Origin of the sequence: Francisella uliginis, from assembly GCF_001895265.1 — a bacterium.
GTDB lineage: Bacteria > Pseudomonadota > Gammaproteobacteria > Francisellales > Francisellaceae > Francisella > Francisella uliginis.
The window spans coordinates 959,345-978,741 of the sequence record NZ_CP016796.1; the positions used below are offsets into that span (position 1 = coordinate 959,345).

Genomic DNA, 19,397 nt, shown 5'->3' on the forward strand with positions numbered 1-19,397 from the left:
ACCGTAGTGAGTGTCAAACATAATTCTCCGCTAGTAGCGTATTTAAAGATCTTTTTGGCTGTAACATTCTGGGCTAGTGTTTATCAGATAGCTCCTATCCCGCTAAAGTATACCGATATCTATATGGTAGGATTTGTTCGTTACTTTTTTGCCTCAGCAATACTGATAGCTATTCATTATCATTATACAAAAACTATTTTTCCAAAATTAAATATCAAACAATGGTTATATGTTTTAGCTGTGGGTCTATTTGGAGTGTTCTTATATAATGTAACTTTCCTATGGGCTGAGAAATTAATTTCAGGAAATATCGTAGCAATTATTTATGCCTTCACTCCCTGTCTTGTGACAATCCTATCAAGCTTTATCTTTAAGATTAAAGTTAGTCAACAAGCAAAAGTCGGTATTTTAGTTGCTTTACTGGGAACTATTGGGGTTGTTTTATTTTCTAATGGTGCTTCAGAATGTTTGAATGGTATTCATATTAATTTTGGTGAAGTGCTAAGTGTTTTAGCGGTAATCTGTTTTGCGGCGTATGCAATTTTCGGTAAATTTTGTGTCCAAGAAGAGGTTCATATGATCACTATAAATACTTATGGTGCTATTATTGGTATGATAATGTTCTTTGGAGTATCATTATTTAAATCAGATTTTTCTGAGATTGCGCATACGGATTTTAAATTTTGGGCATGTATGCTATATATAGCTATCTTTGGTACAGTTATCGCTTATGTATGGTTCTTGAACTCACTTGAAGAGCTTGGGGTATATAGAACAGCAGTGTTTCAAAATATGTTACCATTTTTAGTTATTATTATAGGGTTTATATTGTATGGGGAAACTATTTCAACATTAGCATTAATATTTGGGGGGGTAGTCTTTTTGGGCGTATATCTGACAAATGCTGCGGTGAATAAAAAATAATGAATCTTATTTTTTAATTAGATTGTTTATATGAGTAACTATATATTTGCCTAAAAAGCTATACATTAGAGAAAAAATAACTTTAGAAACAAGTGATACCATCATTAGTCCAAATATTGTTTTCATAGATAAGCCTGTTCCATAAAACCAAATAGTATATCCAACACATATGAATATGGTTTCTCCGCATATTGAAGAAATAACTGATCTTTTAAAAAAAGACTTAATAATGTTTCGCTTCTTTAAACCACTCATTATAAGAATATTTGTAAAATAGCCAAATAATGCAGCAACTAATGATCCTGTAGCAATAGTCCCCATACCTCCCATACTTTTCAAAAAAGCATCTGCATAATCAGGGTTTAATACATTTGGTATATGGCTTGCAATTGTTAGAAAATAATCAAGCAAAACCTCTATTATTAAGCCAACAATCATTACGCGAATAGCGATTGATTTGCCAAAGCACTCTGTAATAATATCACTCACAGTGTAGCTTAGTGGATAGATTATAATACCAAGCGTTGCTGTGAAGCCGATGAAATCCACTAGCTTATATGTTAAGAGATCTGCCATTATAATTGCTACTATGAACAACATATTAAGAGTGCCAAAAATTGTTAGATAGGTGTTTTTATCAGTATTAGCTTTCTGTAAACTCATGTTCTACTATCCTTGAATTTATACTTGTTTGTATTTTTCTTTTATAATCAACCCGACTATTAAACTCATTATAATTATTAACCAAAGCCCCGTCATTCCAGTAATCATCCAAATTGTTTGATAATCATTAAGGTATATAGTTTGCTCAAGTGTATCACGAGTATCTTTAGGTAGTTCTTTTTCTATTTTTCCTTTTGAGTTTATAACTGATGTTATACCATTACTCGTTGTCGTTAAAACAAATTTAGAGTTTTCAATAGCTCTTACTTGAGATATTTGTAGTTGCTGTTCACGGGCTATAGAATCGCCAAACCATGAATCATCACTAATTACAGATATTAGTTTTGCTCCTTGCAGTTGATCTCTCACTTGTTCAGGATAACCTACTTCATAGCATATAAAATTAGCTAAAGGATATCCAAAAGCATTCATTATCGGTTGAATTTCTTGCCCAGCATTAAAATTGCTAAGACCAGCACTATCAACATAGCCGAAAAACTTAATTGGGAAATACTCACCAAAAGGAACAAGATGGTGTTTATTATAAACTCCATTACCTTTACCAATTATAATAGAGCTATTATATATTTTAGAAGAGTTTTTCGATTTTTCTATACTCAATGAGCCAATTAGTAAAGCACTATTATTTTTATTTGCTATTTTGGCAAGTTTAGTAAAATAAGGGCTTAAATATTGTCTGTAGCTTGGGATAGCATTTTCTGAGAATATTATTAAAGCATTTTTATGTTCTTTTGCAACATTCTCATAATATTTTTCCATTTTTACGAAGTTATCTTGATCCCACTTAAATCCTTGAATGAAGTCACCTTGGACTAAATTAACTTTCTGAGACTGATGTGTTTTTACAGGAGGTTGATTATGCTCAATAATAAACCCACAGATATATAAAGCACAGATAATACCTACACAAGAAATAATCTTTTTAATATCACTACTTTTGTTACATATATAGAAAGCTATCAAACAAGCAATAAAAGCAACAATATAGCTAACTAGATATACTCCACCAATATTAGCAAACCATATTAAAGGAGATTCTGTTTGAGAGTAACCTAGTGAGACCCAAGGAAATCCTCCCCATAACAAATTTGCTTTAACTATTTCAAAAAGAGTCCACAGTGCTGGATATATTAAGATTTTAGCTAGATTATTTGCTTTTCTAGTGAGTATATAGCTAAAAGTTCCAAAAGGAATAATATGTAAAAAGCTCAATAAAATAACTAGAGCAATAGCTGCAGCTGAACCTGCAGCTACTGATTGAGTAAATAGATGAATACTGATGTAAACCCAAGATATACTAGTCCCGAAGAATCCTAGCCCAAATAAAACTGAAGTGAAAAAAGCACTACGAATTCTCTTAGATTTATTTAATATATGGAAAAAAATTACTAGAGATAGTATTGCTAATATATCTATACGAAAGGGGGCAAAAGCTAAAGTTAGCAGAGCCCCACTTAAAATTGTGATTATTGCTTTAAATAAACTGTTCTTCATCATTCTTTAATTTTTCTATTAAAACTTTAATAATTTTACGATTATCAGCTTCTTGAATTGTGAATTTCAAATCATCAGAAATAATACTATCGCCTTTTTGAGGTAAGCATTCTAGAGTTTGAATAATCATCCCAGCTATAGTGTCATAGTCATTATCATCATCTATTGAGGTATGAAAATACTCATTGAAATCTTCTATCGAAGTTGTAGCATCAATTATAAATTTATTATTAGCTATTTTTACAATATTCTCACTTGTTGTATCAAACTCATCTTCGATATCACCAACGATTTCTTCTAAAACATCTTCTATTGTTATTAAGCCTGAGATAGCTCCATACTCATCAACTACGATTGCTATATGATTTTGACTATTTTTAAAATCTTTTAACATAGAGTTTAGCTTTTTTGTTTCTGGTATAAAAATAGCAGGGCGAAGGATATTTTTAATATCTTTAGCTTTTAACTCATCATCTGTATTTGACTCAATCTCTTTTTCAAATATTAGTTTTAATAAATCTTTTGAATGTAGTATTCCTAGGACTTCAGATTTATCTTCACAATATACAGGTAAACGTGTATGACTAGAGTTTATGGTTTTTGTTAGAATCTCTTTAACAGACATAGCCATATCTACAGCAACTATTTTAGTATGAGAGATCATAATATCACCAACATCTAAAGATGATATTTCCATTGCTCCAATAAGCATGTTTTGAGATGTTTTATCAATTACTTCATTATCGGCAGCTCTATTGATAGCATCTATAAGAGCATCTTCACTCTTAATATTAAAAATACTTGATGTAATTTTTTTTATGAAAGGGTTGTTATCTGACATTAATTAATTCTCTTGTATGAAATATGGATTATTGATTCCTAGTTTAGCTAGCAACTCTACTTCTAAGTTTTCCATTTCTTCGGCTTCTTGCTCATCTAGGTGATCATACCCTAACAGATGCAGTAAGCCATGTATAAATATATGTTGCCAATGATTCTCTAAAGTTTTGTTTTGCTCTTTTGCCTCTTGTTCTAGCACTTTGGGAGCAATGACAATATCACCTAAGAAATCATCTACTATATCATCTGGCAAACCTTCTGGTTTATCAAATTCAAAAGATATAATGTTTGTTGGCTTGTCTTTGTTGCGGAATTGCTTGTTTATGTGTTGGATTTCATCATTTGAGACAATATTTACATTTACTTCAGCTTGGGTAATATTATGTTTGTCTGCAACAAGTTCGAAGCATTTGATTAATAAATTTTTACCCACTATGGGGTGTTCATCATCATTGATGATATTTAAACTTAAATTATCCATTCTTAATAGTCTCGTTATACTTATAATTTTTGTACTTTATATTATTTTTTAGATAAACAAAAATACTTTGATGCTTAGAATATCATAAACAATAATAATATCCTATAGATTGACATATTAATATAGATAGAAAGTAATAGTCGGATTATAGGTTTTGAGGTGCTTTAATAGTTAAGCTAATAAGTACTAATTTACTAATAATTATGTATATCTTTAAGTTAAATTTTTGAAAAATAAAGAATACTTGATATCTTATTTTAATTGGAATTATTTAAAGATTATATTTAAATTAAGAAAAATTAATTTATAATGAAATTACCAGATAGTAAAAATTATGGTTTAACAATGTTAGAAAATATAAACAACTATAGAAAAGCAGCTAAGAAATATAAACTATACTTTGTGGTTTGTAAGATGTTACGAATGTTATTTTTGATTGTGTTCTCATTATTTCTATTAAATTCATTGATAGTTTTAATTGGACATAATGCTGTTTATGAGCAAGATTATAATTCATTTACAGCTAAGATATATTCGTACTTTGGTCAATATACTTATTATGAGTATGCATATAAGTTTGATAGTAAAGGAATATTTTTAATGTTTTTAAGTCTTTCACCTGCATTAGTTTGTTTTATCTTAGAGAAGGTAAATAAAAACAAAATGTATAATCATTTAGGTGAAGTAGTCAAAATAGAACAACAAGAGAAAGCCGAGAAGCAGCAAGAAAGAATTTATGAGATGAAAAGTCTTTATGGTATATAAGAACAACTATCTTTCTTAAGCAATTTTTAATTTATTTAATTCAAATAACATCAAAAATATTAATGTTTTACTTTTAAGTAATAAATATAGTCATTTAAAATAATCTAATCTCAACTATATTAACAAAGTGTTAGAATCTATATGAAATATTAATAGGATATAGATATGACAGGTACTAAAGAAGATAATTTAAAAGAAGTAGAAACTATTCTCGGAGTTCTTTTTGAATGCCATATAATGAAAAAGATAATAAAATTAGAACTAAACTTTTAGCTTTATAGCAACTATAGTCCATTATGTTTAAAAGTAGTACTTGATCAAATAGCTATTTGCTAGATTCCGTGGTCAAGCCTGACGGAATGATGTACTATCTTTATATGATTTTAGTTATATATTCAAGTTTTTTAAGCTCAATGTAAGTAGTGACTTATCATTTATTGGAGTAAAAATATCAGGATTACCTAATCAAATATTTGATTTAACATTATTTATACTCGTATCTTATTTCTTAGTGATTTATATTAGTTGCCTTTTGTGAGAAGTTCGTAGAATGTAAACTACGTTTAACAGGAACCAGACTAATATTTTCCCCTTATAGGTCAGCAGCTTGGGCTGGTGGAACAGATGGTTAGTATAGATTCATTATTACCTATATTATTGGGAATTATTGCAATGTAATGTTATTTAAAAAAGTATTTTATTTAATCCTTATTCTCATACTTATCATAAGCATTAACAATTTTTTGAACTATTTGATGGCGCACAATATCTACTGATTTTAGATAGCTAATAGCAACACCATCAATATTATCAAGAATCGATAAAGCATGTCTTAAACCAGAAGTTACATTTTTAGGTAAATCAACTTGAGTAATATCACCAGTTATAACAGCTGTAGTATTAAAACCAATCCTTGTTAGAAACATCTTCATTTGCTCTTTTGTAGTGTTTTGACTTTCATCAAGTACGATAAAAGAGTCATTAATTGTTCTACCACGCATATATGCTAATGGAGCAATCTCTATAGCTTGCTTCTCGATTAGTTTTGTAACTTTTTCAACACCCATGAAGTCAAAAAGAGCATCATACATAGGGCGTAAATATGGATCAATCTTTTGTGTAAGATCGCCAGGTAAAAATCCAAGTTTTTCACCAGCTTCAACAGCAGGGCGCACAAGTACAATTCTTCGAACTTCACCTTTCTCATAAGCCGATACCGCACAAGCTATAGCCATATATGTTTTACCAGTACCAGCTGGTCCAACACCAAAAGTTACAAAATTATTTTTGATATTATCAAGGTATATTGCTTGATTGTGTGTACGAGCTTTAAGCTTTTTGCTTCTAAGCTGTACTTCGGCTTCTTCAATCTTCTTTTTAGATTTTGCTTGAGGGGTTTTTTCTTTTGCTGTTGCATTTAGAATAGTTGTAATTTGCTCTAAATCTAATTCTGTATTTCCTGCTAAGATCTCAGCGTAGCAAGATTTGATAAATCTCTTTGCCTGAGTATTATTAGCACTTGAATCACTTGATATTTCAAACTCATCAGCACGATGTTTTATTTCAACGTTAAAATAATTTTCGATAGCACGAATATTCTCATCAAGATTACCACAAAGTTGCATCATGGAATCATAATTATATGGTTCTAAAACAAATTGAGTTCTATTCATAGATTAAACAAGCTCTCCTCTTAGAGAATTTGGTAGGCTTTCTGTTATTGTAACCGTAGTAAACTGACCAATCAAAGATTTATCGCCTTTAAAGTTAACAATTCTATTATTTTCAGTTCTACCAGCTAAAACATCATCATCTTTCTTAGATGTACCTTCAACAAGAATACGTTGTTTTGTACCAACCATTTGTCTAGAGATTATCTGAGAATTGCTATTTAGTAAGTCTTGCAATCTTTTTAGTCTATCTTTTTTTACTTCCATAGGAGTATCATCAGGTAGATCAGAAGCTGGAGTACCTGGACGCTTACTATAGATAAAGCTAAATGATTGGTCAAAGTTGACATCTTTTACTAGATCAAGAAGCTTTTGAAAGTCTTCTTCTGTCTCACCAGGGAAACCAACGATAAAGTCAGATGAAATTGTAATATCTGGACGAATAGCTCTTAACTTTCTGATCTTCTGTTTGAATTCTAGGATAGTATGGTTTCTCTTCATATTTGTAAGAATTCTATCAGAACCATGCTGTACTGGTAGATGTAGGTGGTTTGCCAATTCTGGAACACTACCATAAGCATCAATTAGGTTTTGTGAAAACTCAACAGGGTGAGATGTTGTAAATCTAATTCTCTCAACACCATCTATCTCAGCAATAAAATGTATCAATAATGCAAGATCAGCTATTTGACCGTTTTCCATTGGACCTAAGTAATGATTTACGTTTTGTCCTAATAGAGTGATTTCTTTAACACCTTGCTCTGCTAATATAGCACACTCAGCTAACACATCTTCAAAAGGTCTGTTTACTTCAGGTCCTCTAGTATAAGGAACTACGCAGTATGAACAATATTTATCACATCCTTCCATGATAGAAACAAATGCTTTAGCACCTTCAGCCTTTGGTTCAGGCAAATAGTCAAATTTCTCAACCTCTGGGAATGATATATCAACTTGAGATTGTTGAGTTTGTTTTTTCTGTTTGATCATTTCTGGAAGTCTATGAATAGTCTGTGGACCAAAAACTAAATCAACAAATGGGGCTCTTTTAATGATATTTTCACCTTCTTGAGATGCAACACAACCACCAACACCTATAACTAGGTCTTCTTTAGTTTTTTTAAGATTTTTCCATCTTCCTAGCTCATGAAATACTTTCTCTTGAGCCTTTTCTCTAATAGAACATGTATTGATTAGAATGATATCAGCATCTTTATAATCATCTGTCTTTACGGTATGAAAGTTTTCATCTAGAACCTCATGCATTCTAGCCGAGTCATACTCATTCATTTGACAGCCTAAAGTTTTTATAAAAACCTTTTTTTGTTCTTTCATTTATTAAAACCTTTAATTTTTTAGTTATATTTCTCGTTTTGATACGAGAGAGTTATTATAGTAAAATGCGCACAAATTCTATCATAAAAATAAAATAAAAGCACTTTTTGAGGCTAGACTAATTATTTGCATTAATGCAAAATACTAAAAGTTTTTTATAAAAAGTATCTTCATGATGAAGCAAAATCAATTTACTCAGGATGATATTTGGCAATATTGTCTTGATCATACTAGTGATCTGTCTACAGACCTTAATCAATTAAGTTTACAAACAAAAGAACAAGTTCATGGCGCTCAAATGCTATCTGAAAAAATAGTTACTAAATTACTTCAGTTCTTTGTATTTGCAAATAAAGCTAAAGTCTGTGTCGATGTTGGTACATTTACAGGAATGTCAGCTATAGCTATGGCTGAGATTTCAGCGAATATTGAGGTGTATACTATTGATAGGTCTAATCAATCAGGTGAAAGAGTTGCAAAAGAATTTATTTCAAAATATCCAAATATAAAATATCTTGAGGGAAACGCAATAGATATATTGCCAAATCTACCTGATAATATAGATATAGCATTTATTGATGCTGATAAAAAACAAACACAAAGCTACTTTGATATTTTGATAAATAAAATATCCGATAACGGTATAATCATAGTAGATGATATTTTATGGCGAGCAGAAGTTTTAGATCCTCAGGATAAGCGCGCTAAAGCTCTTGATGAGTTTAATAAGTATGTAAATCAAAGAAATGATTTAGAGACATTAGTTTTACCAATCCGTCATGGTATTAATATTATTAGAAAAGTTTAGATTTAGGAGAAATTATGATATTGAAAAAAGTAAATTTAGCATTATTTTTAGTTGCAGGAGCTTCAAGTTCTGTATTTGCAGTTGGTTGTAATCCTAATGTTGATGGTGTTAAGTGGTATCATGTTTCAGCTGAGAAAAAAGCTCTATATCATCAAGCTTATAATGTTGCGAGTCAAAAAATAAAGCATGAAGTTAAAAAAGATAAACTTAAGAAAGACTCATGGGGCGTTATACTAGATATCGATGAAACTGTATTAGATAACTCTGCAAATGAATATGGTAACTATAAGAACTATCGATTTAATGAAGATATGCTTAAAAAAGGAAATGCTGTAGCTACTCCTGGGGCTGCAAAATTTACTCATTTAATACATAAATTAGGTGGTTATGTAAGTTTTGTTACTAATAGAGGTGGTAATGATAAAAAAGAATTTGATGCTACTGTTAAAAACTTAAAACAGCAACATATTTATTTTGACCAAGTTCTTTTTTCAAATAAAAATGATGGTAAAGAGCAGTTTAATAAAAATCCAAGATTTAAGGCTGTGCAAACAGGAGAGTATAATAAAAATTTAATATTTACTAATAAATTACCAGCTCATAAAGTTATAGCTTATTTTGGTGATAATATTCAAGATTTTCCTAATATGAAGCAACAAAGTATGCAAAAAGCTGATTCCAAAGCATTTAAGAAGTTTGGTTCTAAATATTTTATTATGCCAAATCCAATGTATGGTAGCTGGCAGTAAATAAGGGAATAATTGTGGCAAAATTATATTTTAGATATTCATCAATGGATGCAGGTAAGACCTTAGATCTTTTAAAGGTTGCTTATAACTATGAAGATCGTGGCAGAAAATCACTAATTTTAACTTCTGCAGTGGATAAAAGAGCAGGGTTAAATAAAGTCAAATCACGTATAGGTATTGATCAAGATGCTTACTCTCTAACAGATCAAGATAATATCTATAACTTTGTACAAAAGTATAATCAGCAAGAGTCTGTAGATTGTGTGTTAATCGATGAGATACATTTCTTTAAGCCTGATCAAGTCTGGCAGCTAGCAGAAGTTGTTGATGATCTAAATATTCCGGTAATTTGTTATGGTTTACGGACTAATTATCTAGGCCAACCTTTTGAGACAGCAGCTTTATTATTAGCTATAGCTGATACACTAGAAGAGGTTAAAACAATTTGTCACTGTGGTAAGAAAGCCAGTTTTAATATGATGGTGCAAAATGGCCAAGCTATAAAAGAGGGTGATCCTATAGTTGTTGATGATGACTCCTTAAAAGAGACAGATACTAAATATGTTTCAGTATGTCGTAAGCATTGGAAACATGGAGTTTACGAGTAAATAAAAATTAATCCATAAGCATTAAAATATGCTCAGCATTTTTAACACCTAAATTAGCAGCTTTTTTATAATACATCTTTGCTTTTTGCTTGTCATAAGATATGCCATTTTCTTGCTCATCGTAGTACATGTTGCCTAACTCATAATATGCAGGACCATAATTCTTACTAGCAGCTTCTTCAAAATATCCCATGGCTTTTTTATAATCTTTAAGATTATAGTAATAAATTCCAGTATAGTAGATTGCATAAACATCACCATTGCTAGCGGCATGTTCAAGTTTATATAACTCTTTGTAGTCTCCCTTTTGAGCAAAAACCTGCATTCTTTGAATTTTTTCTTTATATGTTAGCTGTTGTGCCTCTTTCTTCTGTTGTTTATTCTGATCTGTACGTGACTGCTGCTGATTTTGTTGCTGTTGTTTTAAAGCCTCTGCTTTTTTCATCTGATTCAGAATATCTTCTTGTTTTGCTTTTGAGTTTTCTTTAATATCTTTGTCTGAAGACTCATCTGCGGATAGCCTGTCATCATTTGTTTTTGGAGTTAGAGATGATTGCTTAGGTTTATTTTGAATTATATTATTAACTATATTTTGAATAAATTCATTTTCATTATTATAGAAATAATATATTAGACCTTCATATTTGTTGGTATTATTGTTGTCACCAAAGTCAAATCTCAATGATGATTTATTATGCTTAAAATTTGAAAGATCGATTAGGTTGTTAATATAACTAGAGTTGCTATCTTTTGAGTTTATTATCCAGTCTTTCTCAATTTCTATACCAGATATATTTCTATAAAAGTTTTGTAGCTTCTCTCTATCAGTATTAAAAAGATTAATATATACTAACCCATCTAAGTTCTTAAGCTCCCGCTTAGGTATAGTTAGGCCAATTTTTCTATTAATTTTAATTTTTTCTTGTAACTTTTTATCCTTATTCTCATCTTTATTTTTATCTTGATCTAGAGGTTTTTTTTGCATTTTCTCTTGTTTAGCTGTTTGTTCCTCTAATTCTTTTTGGCGTTGTTTTCTTACCAAAGTTTCAGATTTAGCAATTTCTTTTTCAGCAAGGTCTGCTACTTTTGGGTTAGAGCTATAAAGCAGAGTTTGCCAAAGCATTAATGCTCTGTGATAATTCTTGTTTTTCTCAAAGATTCTTGCTTGTTCTATAATCGCAGGTTCATAACCTCTAGATGCCGCAATTGAAAGGTATTTATCTTTATCACCAGGTTTCTTTTCAGTTATTTTATTAGATTTATACTCTAAATATATTTGGTATATAAGCTCTGGATCAGTTGTTGATATTAGATTAGGATTAGCTTCGAGAAAAACTGCTAAACCAGCAATAGCTTTTTTATTACCTGCTTTATATGCTTTTTTGAAATACTCTAGAGCTTTTTTATTATCTTTATTTACGCCTTGGCCATATTTGTATAATATAGCTATTTGATAAAAAGCTTGAGCAGTATTAGCTTTTTTATAATATTTATAAGCATATGAATAATTTTTCTGTGTTCCAAAACCATATTGATATAAATATCCAAGATAATAATAATCCGAGGCAGTCGCCTCATCGTCATCTGCCAGATCTTTTAGTATTTCAAAAGCTGCTTCATAGCCCTTTACGTTTTTATTGTTAATATCAGCAATAGCTTTTGAGTGCTGTTGTAAAAATGCTTGATGACTATAGTCCATATAGCTATTAACCCCTATAGCGCAAACACCTACGACTGCTACCCCAATTAGAATCCTAATAATTTTTTTCTTTTTTGATACTAGTGACTTAGTTTCTTCTTTAGGAGTTTCAGGTATATTATCTTGTTCAGACATTAATCATAGTTTCTAATAAAATATATTACTTAGATTATATATTAGCTTTGTATTATATTTAAGACAATTAGATATTTTTCTTGTTATAAAAGCTTTTCCGCTTATTTTAAATTTCTAGGAATAGCAATTAATTTATGTTTTATAAACTTTAAATTAAATCTAATCTTAATACTTTGTAGCTTAATCTTTTTACTTTATAAATGAAAAATATACATAATTGATAATTAAATTGTTATAACTGTTATAGTTGGGGTATTTTTTACAAAATCAAAAGTTTTCAAAAAACCATAACCATATAAAAACTTACATCTAAACTGTATTACAACGACCTAGTAGTGTAAACTCTTGTAAGAATAAAATAACTATGGCTATATTTCTAATATGCATAAGAGTAGTTATGTTCTGTGATCCTGAATTTAATTCGGTATTTAATATGACATTATTATGTGTAGTTAGTTAGATGTTTTAGTTACTAATTGAAAGGTGAGAGTTTTATGTCTCAAGCTATACTTTTTCTTAATGGTAAAGTTGATCTAGAATTTTGTGAACAATATATAAAAAGTAATCTTAATAATTTACCAATTTATTGTGCTGATGGTGCATATGGAAAAATAAATAAATCTAATCAATTAAACTCGAAAATTAAAAAAGTAATTGGCGACTTTGATTCATTTGAGAAGATAAACAGTGAATTATTTTTAGTTGATAAAGATCAATATTCTACTGATTTTGAAAAATCCCTTAACTATATAAGTTCTCAAGGAGCTTCAAAAGTATTTGTATTTGGAGCTTCTGAAGGCGAGATGGATCATTTTTTATGTAATATCTCCATAGCTAAAAGTTATATGAGAAAAATTAATATAGAGTTTGTTGATAGATATTCTAGATATTTTTTTATACCAAAGAACTTCTCTATAACAGGTGTTATAGGCAAGATGTTTTCAGTGATGCCTTTTGGATCTGCAGAAGATATATATTATAATGGTTTAAGGTATCCTTTAAGCGGAGAAAGCTTAAGTATAGATACAACTACAGGCGCAAGAAATTATGCTACAGAAGATAGAGTCGAAATCTCATATACTTCTGGGGATATTTTATTGTTTATATCGCATGCAAAATATAAGGATAGATTAAATGCTATTTTGTAATGATGCTAAGAAGCAGCTAAAGCAACAAGACGTTAATTTAAAAAAAGAATTTGAAAAAGATAATGATCGAGTTAATAAGCTATCGTTGACTCATGATGGTATATATTTTGATTTTTCAAAGAATCTTATTAATGATTCGATTTTGACAGATTTATTAAAGTCTGCTGAAAACTCAAAACTCAAAGAAAAAATTTCACAGATGTTTGTAGGTGAAAAAATTAACTCTACCGAAAATAGAGCTGTACTACATACTGCATTACGTGATTTTTCAGACTCTCCTTTGATTGTCGATGGTCAAGATATTCGCCAAGAAGTCAAACAAGAAAAACAGCGAGTAAAAGAGCTTGTTGAAAAAGTTACATCTGGAAGTTGGAAAGGTTTCTCTGGTAAGAAGATTACAGATGTTGTAAATATTGGTATTGGCGGTTCTGATTTAGGGCCCAAGATGGTGGTTAGAGCCTTACAGCCTTATCATTGTACAGGTCTTAATGTGCATTTTGTCTCAAATGTGGATGCTGATTCTTTATTACAGGCCCTGCATGTTGTTGATCCTGAGACTACTTTATTTATAGTAGCTTCAAAATCCTTCTCTACTGAGGAAACTCTTTTAAATTCTATGTCAGCTAGAGAATGGTTACTTGATCACTATGAAGATTCTAAAGCTGTGGCTAATCATTTTGTTGCTATATCAAGTAAATTAGATAAGGTTGAAGAATTTGGTATAGACCTAGAACATTGTTATAAAATGTGGGACTGGGTTGGTGGCCGCTATTCGCTATGGTCATCTATAGGAATGTCGATAGCTTTTGCTATAGGCTATGATAATTTTGAGGAATTACTAGCTGGAGCGTATTCAGTTGATAAGCATTTTAAAGAAGTTGATTTTAGTAAAAATATTCCAGTTATAATGGGATTGTTAGGTAGTTATTACTCATGTGCTTATAATAGTCAATCTCAGGCGTTATTACCTTATGATGAAAGATTATGTTACTTTGTAGACTATCTTCAGCAGGCTGATATGGAAAGCAATGGTAAATCTGTAGATTTACTTGGACAAACTGTTGACTATCAAACAGGAGTAGTTCTGTGGGGTGGTGTTGGTACAAATGGACAACATGCTTTTCATCAATTACTACATCAAGGTAATGTTTTTATTCCAGTAGATTTTGTCGCTATTGCAAACAGTCATCATAATTACCAAAATCATCAACAAGCCTTACTTGCTAACTGTTTTGCACAGTCTCAAGCACTAATGTCTGGACAATCGTATGAGATGGTTTATAATGAGCTCTTAAATTCTGGGTTAAGTGAGTCTGAAGCTAAGAAATTAGCTCCTCATAAAGTAATACCAGGTAATAGACCAAGCACTACTATTTTATTGGAAGAGCTATGCCCATACTCTTTAGGAGAGTTGATAGCGTTGTATGAACATAAAATATTTGTTCAAGGCGTTTTATGGGACATTAATAGCTATGATCAATGGGGTGTTGAGCTTGGTAAGAAGTTGGGAAAAAATATTTTAAAAGCTATGGATGATGGTTCATCTGATGAGTATAAGCACTTAGATGAGTCAACTAAGCAGTTAATAGCAAAGGTGAAAAGTTAGATAATGAGTATTAGTAAAAAGAAAGGTTTTTCATTAGTTGAGGTTATGGTAGTTATTGCTATTATGACAATACTTATGATGGCTGCTATTAGCTCCTTTACTTTTTACTATAAAACATTTGCTGAGACACGCCTTACAAACTTACAAAAAATGGTTGAATTTGCTGTTATAAAAGCGCGTACTGATAGTAAAACTGTTATTGTATGTGCTGCAACACCGGATAGCTTTGATTCAAGTGGTAAGTTAGATGAGAATAGTTTTAGTTGTGCTAACTCAACATCATGGAATGATGAACCTATAATTGCATTTGAAAGTGAAGATGGTACAGAAATTTATAATGCAACTAACGATAAGATAATAGCAAATTTGCCTCAAGGACATAGGGGACATCTTTTTTTAAACTTATCAGGTAGTCCAAGTTATGTGAAAATAAGTCCGAATGGATTTATGGCAACAGGAAATGGAAATATTACATATTGTGATAAATCAAACAAGTATCAAGCAGCTCTAATTATTAACTTAGTAGGTAGAGTTGTTTATACAGATAGTCAAACTAAAGAAGGTGGCGGACTGTATACTTGTGAATAGCTTTTTGTTTACTGATTAAAGGAGAATACAATAATGACTAATGGTAGAATACCTATGACTCCAGTAGGAGAGCAGGCTTTAAGAGCAGAGTTAGATCAACTTAAAAAAGTTGAAAGACCTAATATTATTGAAGCTATTGCTGAAGCACGTGATCATGGTGATTTAAAAGAAAATGCTGAGTATCATGCTGCAAGAGAGAAACAGGGTATTATAGAGGGTAGAATTAAAGATATCGAATCAAAGCTATCTAATGCTCAAGTTATTGATGTGACAAAAATTTCTGCTAATGGCATGGTTATTTTTGGTTCAACTGTTACAGTTATGAACGTGGATACGGAAGAAGAAACAACTTATAAAATTGTTGGTGAAGATGAAGCAAATATAGATAATCATAAAATATCTGTAGCAGCACCTCTTGCTCGTGCTTTAATAAAGAAAGAAGAAGGTGATGAAGTTGTTTTAGATACACCAAAAGGTAAAGTAACTTACGAAATAGTAGAAGTAGAATATATATAAGAACTTTTATCTTAGGTTGCTTATAATTAATGTGCTTTTTACGAATTTAAATATTAAAATAAAGTCTTTGAAAACTATTAAGTTAAGTAGCTAGAATTAAATTTATTTTTATTCTTAAATACTTATATTTAGTATAATTGGTGGTTTCTTATAAAATTTTCTATGAAAAAAATTATCATTAAGGGTGCAAAAACCCATAATCTAAAAAATATCGATGTTGAAATACCAAGAGATAAGCTAACTGTTATTACAGGGCTTAGTGGTTCTGGTAAATCATCCTTGGCTTTTGATACTTTATATGCAGAAGGTCAAAGAAGATATGTCGAGTCTTTATCGTCATATGCAAGACAATTTTTATCAATGATGGATAAGCCAGAAGTTGAGCATATTGAAGGACTTTCTCCCGCTATTTCAATTGATCAAAAGACAACTTCTCATAATCCACGATCAACAGTTGGAACGGTTACTGAAATTTATGATTATTTGAGAGTTTTTTTTGCTCGAGCTGGTACACCTAGATGTCCAACGCACCAGATAGAATTAAAGGCTCAAACCATAAGCCAAATGGTTGATAAAATTTTAGAGTTTGATGATAATTCTAGATTAATGATATTAGCACCAGTAGTTTCAGAGAAAAAAGGTACCCATCATACATTATTAGATAAGATATTAGCTCAAGGTTATATTAGAGTACGAATTAATGATGAATTTTATAACCTTGATGAAGATCATCCAGAGTTGGATCGTTATAAGAAACATAACATTGATGTTGTAGTTGATAGATTCAAACCTAAAAAAGATAATCAACAGCGAATTGCAGAATCAATAGAAACAGCTTTAGATCTAGGCGAAGGTATTGTTAGACTGGTAAATATGAGTGATGAAAATGTTCAGGATATTTTGTTTTCATCAAAGCATGCTTGTCCGTTATGTAATTTTGCTCTAAAAGAATTATCTCCAAGGATATTTTCATTTAATAGTCCGCTAGGAGCATGTAGCAGTTGTGATGGTTTAGGGGTCAAAGAGTTTTTTGATGAGAAGAAAATTATTATAGATCCTAGTTTATCATTGAAAAGAGGTGCTATCGTTAAATGGAATAAAGCAAACCAATATTATTATTCACAGCTAGAATCTATAGCTACTCATTATGATTTCTCTTTAGAAGAGCCTTTTGAAAAGTTACCGAAAAAAATACAAGATATAATTTTGTATGGTTCAGGTAATGAGACAATTAAGATGACTGTTGACTCTATAAGAGGTGGTAGACAAGTTAGAAATAAGACTTTTGAAGGTGTTGTTCCACACTTTGAACGTAGATATTATGAGTCTGACTCAGATATAGTAAAAAAAGATCTTTATGAGTTAATGAGCAACCTTAAGTGTAAATCATGCAATGGCGCTAGAGTTAATGAATATGCGCGTAATATTTTTATAGCAGATAAGAATATTGCAGATGTTTGTGCTTTATCGATAGAAGATTTATTAAGTTGGTTAGATGGTTTAGAGTTTGTTGGCCAGCAGCAAGTTATAGCAGAAAATTTACTTAAAGAAATTAAACTAAGAGTGCAATTTCTAGAAAATGTTGGTTTAGAGTATTTAAATCTTGCTAGACAGGCAGATACTCTCTCTGGTGGTGAAGCTCAGCGTATCCGTCTTGCCAGTCAAATAGGTGCAGGTCTTGTTGGGGTAATGTATATATTAGATGAGCCATCCATAGGACTTCATCAAAGAGATAATCAACGTTTACTCGATGCGTTACATAATCTTAAGAATCTTGGGAATACTGTGATTGTAGTAGAGCATGATGAAGATGCTATTCGTCAGGCTGACTATATAATTGATATGGGTCCAATGGCAGGTGTTCATGGTGGTGAGGTTGTAGCTGCGGGAAGCTATAAAACTATCGTTAGTAATAAAAAATCTCTTACAGCAGATTACCTAAGTGGGCGTAAAAAAATAGAAGTGCCACAAAAACGTTTAAAAGCAAGTAAAAATAGATATTTACAAGTTAAAGGAGCTTCTGGCAATAATCTTCAAGGTGATGATCTGAAAATTCCAATAGGAGTTCTTACTTGCGTAACAGGAGTTTCTGGATCAGGTAAGTCAACACTTATAAATAGGACATTATACCCATTAGCAGCAAGGTTGCTAAATAGAAGTACCTTAGTTCCAATGGAATATCAATCACATAAAGGCTTTAATCACTTAGATAAGGTTATTGATATTGACCAATCACCAATTGGCAGAACCCCACGTTCAAATCCAGCAACATATACTGGTGTATTTACACCGATTCGAGAATTATTTGCAGCTACAGCAGAATCAAGATCTCGAGGGTATACTGCAGGTAGATTTAGCTTCAATGTTCGAGGTGGAAGATGTGAAGCATGCCAAGGCGATGGAGTTATTAAGGTAGAGATGCATTTCTTAGCAGATGTGTATGTTGCATGTGATGTTTGTGAAGGTAAGCGCTATAACCGTGAAACATTATCAGTACAGTACAAAGGTAAAAATATCTACGAAGTGTTAGAGATGACCGTTGAAGATGCTCTTGAATTTTATGATGCCGTTCCAAGTATTAAAACTAAGCTTCAAGCTTTAGTAAATGTCGGCTTATCATATATTAAATTAGGTCAGAGTGCTACAACATTATCTGGAGGAGAAGCTCAACGTGTAAAACTAGCCAAAGAGCTTTCTAAGCGTTCTACAGGTAAAACTTTATATATACTTGATGAGCCTACAACAGGTTTACACTTTTATGATATACACCAGCTTCTAAAAGTAATCATGGATCTACGTGATAAAGGCAACACTGTAGTAATTATTGAGCATAATCTAGATGTTATTAAAATGGCAGACTGGATTATTGATTTAGGTCCTGAAGGTGGTAATAAGGGTGGTCAGATTATATTTGAAGGAACTCCTGAGAATATTGTTGAATGTAAGGAATCATATACAGGTAAGTATCTAAAAGATCTAATTTAGCTTCTGTTATAAGGTTTTACTCTAAAAGTTGTGCTTTATTATTTAATCTAAGTTGTTGGAGTAACCATTTTGTATTTGCTAATCTGTTGAGTAGCAAGCAATTTAGGTTTACAATTATATCAAGGATATTTTAGCTTTAATTACATATAGTTAATCCGAATGACTTATGTAAAATAAAACCTGTCATTCCGGACTTGATCCGGAATCTCCTAGCCAAAGTGAAGAGATCCTGAACCAAGTTCAGGATGACCGCATAAAAGTACACAATACAATCGGATTGACTATATATGGTAGGGCTATTATGCAATTATTTAATAAAACGACTAGCTAATGGGCAATTTTTTTAATATAGTATACTAGTC

At 31.0% G+C, this 19,397-nt stretch carries 17 protein-coding genes; 10 read left to right on the forward strand and 7 right to left on the reverse strand.

Translation table 11 applies throughout. The features are described 5' to 3' along the window. Positions 1–6 precede the first annotated feature (6 nt). Positions 7–924: a DMT family transporter gene (locus F7310_RS04605; protein ID WP_072712128.1), complete on the forward strand. Its 918-nt coding sequence runs from the start codon at positions 7–9 to the stop codon at positions 922–924. A gap of 6 nt (positions 925–930) precedes the next feature. Here F7310_RS04605 and F7310_RS04610 read toward each other — a convergent pair whose 3' ends face one another. Genes F7310_RS04610 through ybeY form a run of 4 tightly spaced genes read right to left on the reverse strand, consistent with a single transcriptional unit; the run spans position 931 to position 4,423 of the window. Then, on the reverse strand, positions 931–1,587 hold the full coding sequence (locus F7310_RS04610; RefSeq protein ID WP_072712129.1) for a queuosine precursor transporter: 657 nt from the start codon (positions 1,585–1,587) through the stop codon (positions 931–933). Positions 1,588–1,605: 18 nt separating this feature from the next. Next, positions 1,606–3,102 (reverse strand): apolipoprotein N-acyltransferase, encoded by a 1,497-nt coding sequence (gene lnt, locus F7310_RS04615; RefSeq protein WP_072712131.1) that lies wholly within the window; start codon positions 3,100–3,102, stop codon positions 1,606–1,608. Then, positions 3,083–3,943, reverse strand: coding sequence for an HlyC/CorC family transporter (locus F7310_RS04620; protein ID WP_072712133.1), 861 nt, complete (start codon positions 3,941–3,943; stop codon positions 3,083–3,085). The genes lnt and F7310_RS04620 overlap by 20 nt, the downstream gene beginning before the upstream one ends. Positions 3,944–3,946: 3 nt before the next feature. Next, positions 3,947–4,423: an rRNA maturation RNase YbeY gene (gene ybeY / locus F7310_RS04625; RefSeq protein ID WP_072712134.1), complete on the reverse strand. Its 477-nt coding sequence runs from the start codon at positions 4,421–4,423 to the stop codon at positions 3,947–3,949. Between the two features lie 309 nt (positions 4,424–4,732). Between ybeY and F7310_RS04630 the strand changes: the two genes are divergently transcribed. After that, a complete protein-coding gene (locus tag F7310_RS04630; protein WP_072712136.1) occupies positions 4,733–5,188 on the forward strand; it encodes a hypothetical protein in 456 nt (151 codons plus the stop codon). A gap of 701 nt (positions 5,189–5,889) precedes the next feature. On the opposite strand, the gene F7310_RS04635 is transcribed toward F7310_RS04630, so the two are convergent. Both F7310_RS04635 and miaB read right to left on the reverse strand, forming a co-directional pair. Next, positions 5,890–6,861 carry a PhoH family protein gene (locus tag F7310_RS04635; RefSeq protein WP_072712137.1) on the reverse strand — a complete coding sequence of 324 codons (972 nt, stop codon included), beginning with the start codon at positions 6,859–6,861 and terminating at the stop codon, positions 5,890–5,892. A gap of 3 nt (positions 6,862–6,864) precedes the next feature. After that, a complete protein-coding gene (miaB, locus tag F7310_RS04640) occupies positions 6,865–8,193 on the reverse strand; it encodes a tRNA (N6-isopentenyl adenosine(37)-C2)-methylthiotransferase MiaB (RefSeq protein WP_072712139.1) in 1,329 nt (442 codons plus the stop codon). Between the two features lie 175 nt (positions 8,194–8,368). Here miaB and F7310_RS04645 point away from each other — a divergent pair, with 175 nt between their 5' ends. From F7310_RS04645 to F7310_RS04655, 3 genes are read left to right on the forward strand one after another with little or no spacing between them, the layout of a single operon-like run. After that, entirely contained in the window at positions 8,369–9,001 is a 633-nt protein-coding gene (locus tag F7310_RS04645; protein WP_072712141.1) for an O-methyltransferase, read from the forward strand. A gap of 14 nt (positions 9,002–9,015) precedes the next feature. Next, positions 9,016–9,750, forward strand: a complete 735-nt coding sequence (locus F7310_RS04650; RefSeq protein ID WP_145951730.1) for an HAD family acid phosphatase — start codon at positions 9,016–9,018, stop codon at positions 9,748–9,750. Between the two features lie 14 nt (positions 9,751–9,764). Beyond that, positions 9,765–10,358: a thymidine kinase gene (locus F7310_RS04655; RefSeq protein WP_072712142.1), complete on the forward strand. Its 594-nt coding sequence runs from the start codon at positions 9,765–9,767 to the stop codon at positions 10,356–10,358. A gap of 7 nt (positions 10,359–10,365) precedes the next feature. Here the strand turns inward: F7310_RS04655 and F7310_RS04660 are convergent, their stop codons facing one another. Continuing rightward, positions 10,366–12,192: a tetratricopeptide repeat protein gene (locus F7310_RS04660; RefSeq protein WP_072712144.1), complete on the reverse strand. Its 1,827-nt coding sequence runs from the start codon at positions 12,190–12,192 to the stop codon at positions 10,366–10,368. A gap of 494 nt (positions 12,193–12,686) precedes the next feature. Here F7310_RS04660 and F7310_RS04665 point away from each other — a divergent pair, with 494 nt between their 5' ends. From F7310_RS04665 to uvrA, 5 genes are all read left to right on the forward strand, one after another. Then, positions 12,687–13,340 carry a thiamine diphosphokinase gene (locus tag F7310_RS04665; protein ID WP_072712146.1) on the forward strand — a complete coding sequence of 218 codons (654 nt, stop codon included), beginning with the start codon at positions 12,687–12,689 and terminating at the stop codon, positions 13,338–13,340. After that, positions 13,327–14,946: a glucose-6-phosphate isomerase gene (gene pgi / locus F7310_RS04670; protein ID WP_072712147.1), complete on the forward strand. Its 1,620-nt coding sequence runs from the start codon at positions 13,327–13,329 to the stop codon at positions 14,944–14,946. The genes F7310_RS04665 and pgi overlap by 14 nt, the downstream gene beginning before the upstream one ends. A 3-nt stretch (positions 14,947–14,949) precedes the next feature. Further along, entirely contained in the window at positions 14,950–15,534 is a 585-nt protein-coding gene (locus F7310_RS04675; RefSeq protein WP_072712149.1) for a pilus assembly FimT family protein, read from the forward strand. Between the two features lie 33 nt (positions 15,535–15,567). Next, positions 15,568–16,050, forward strand: a complete 483-nt coding sequence (gene greA, locus F7310_RS04680) for a transcription elongation factor GreA (RefSeq protein ID WP_072712150.1) — start codon at positions 15,568–15,570, stop codon at positions 16,048–16,050. A 162-nt stretch (positions 16,051–16,212) separates the two neighbouring features. Continuing rightward, complete coding sequence (uvrA, locus tag F7310_RS04685) at positions 16,213–19,035, forward strand: excinuclease ABC subunit UvrA (RefSeq protein ID WP_072712152.1); 2,823 nt, start codon at positions 16,213–16,215, stop codon at positions 19,033–19,035. Positions 19,036–19,397: the final 362 nt, after the last annotated feature.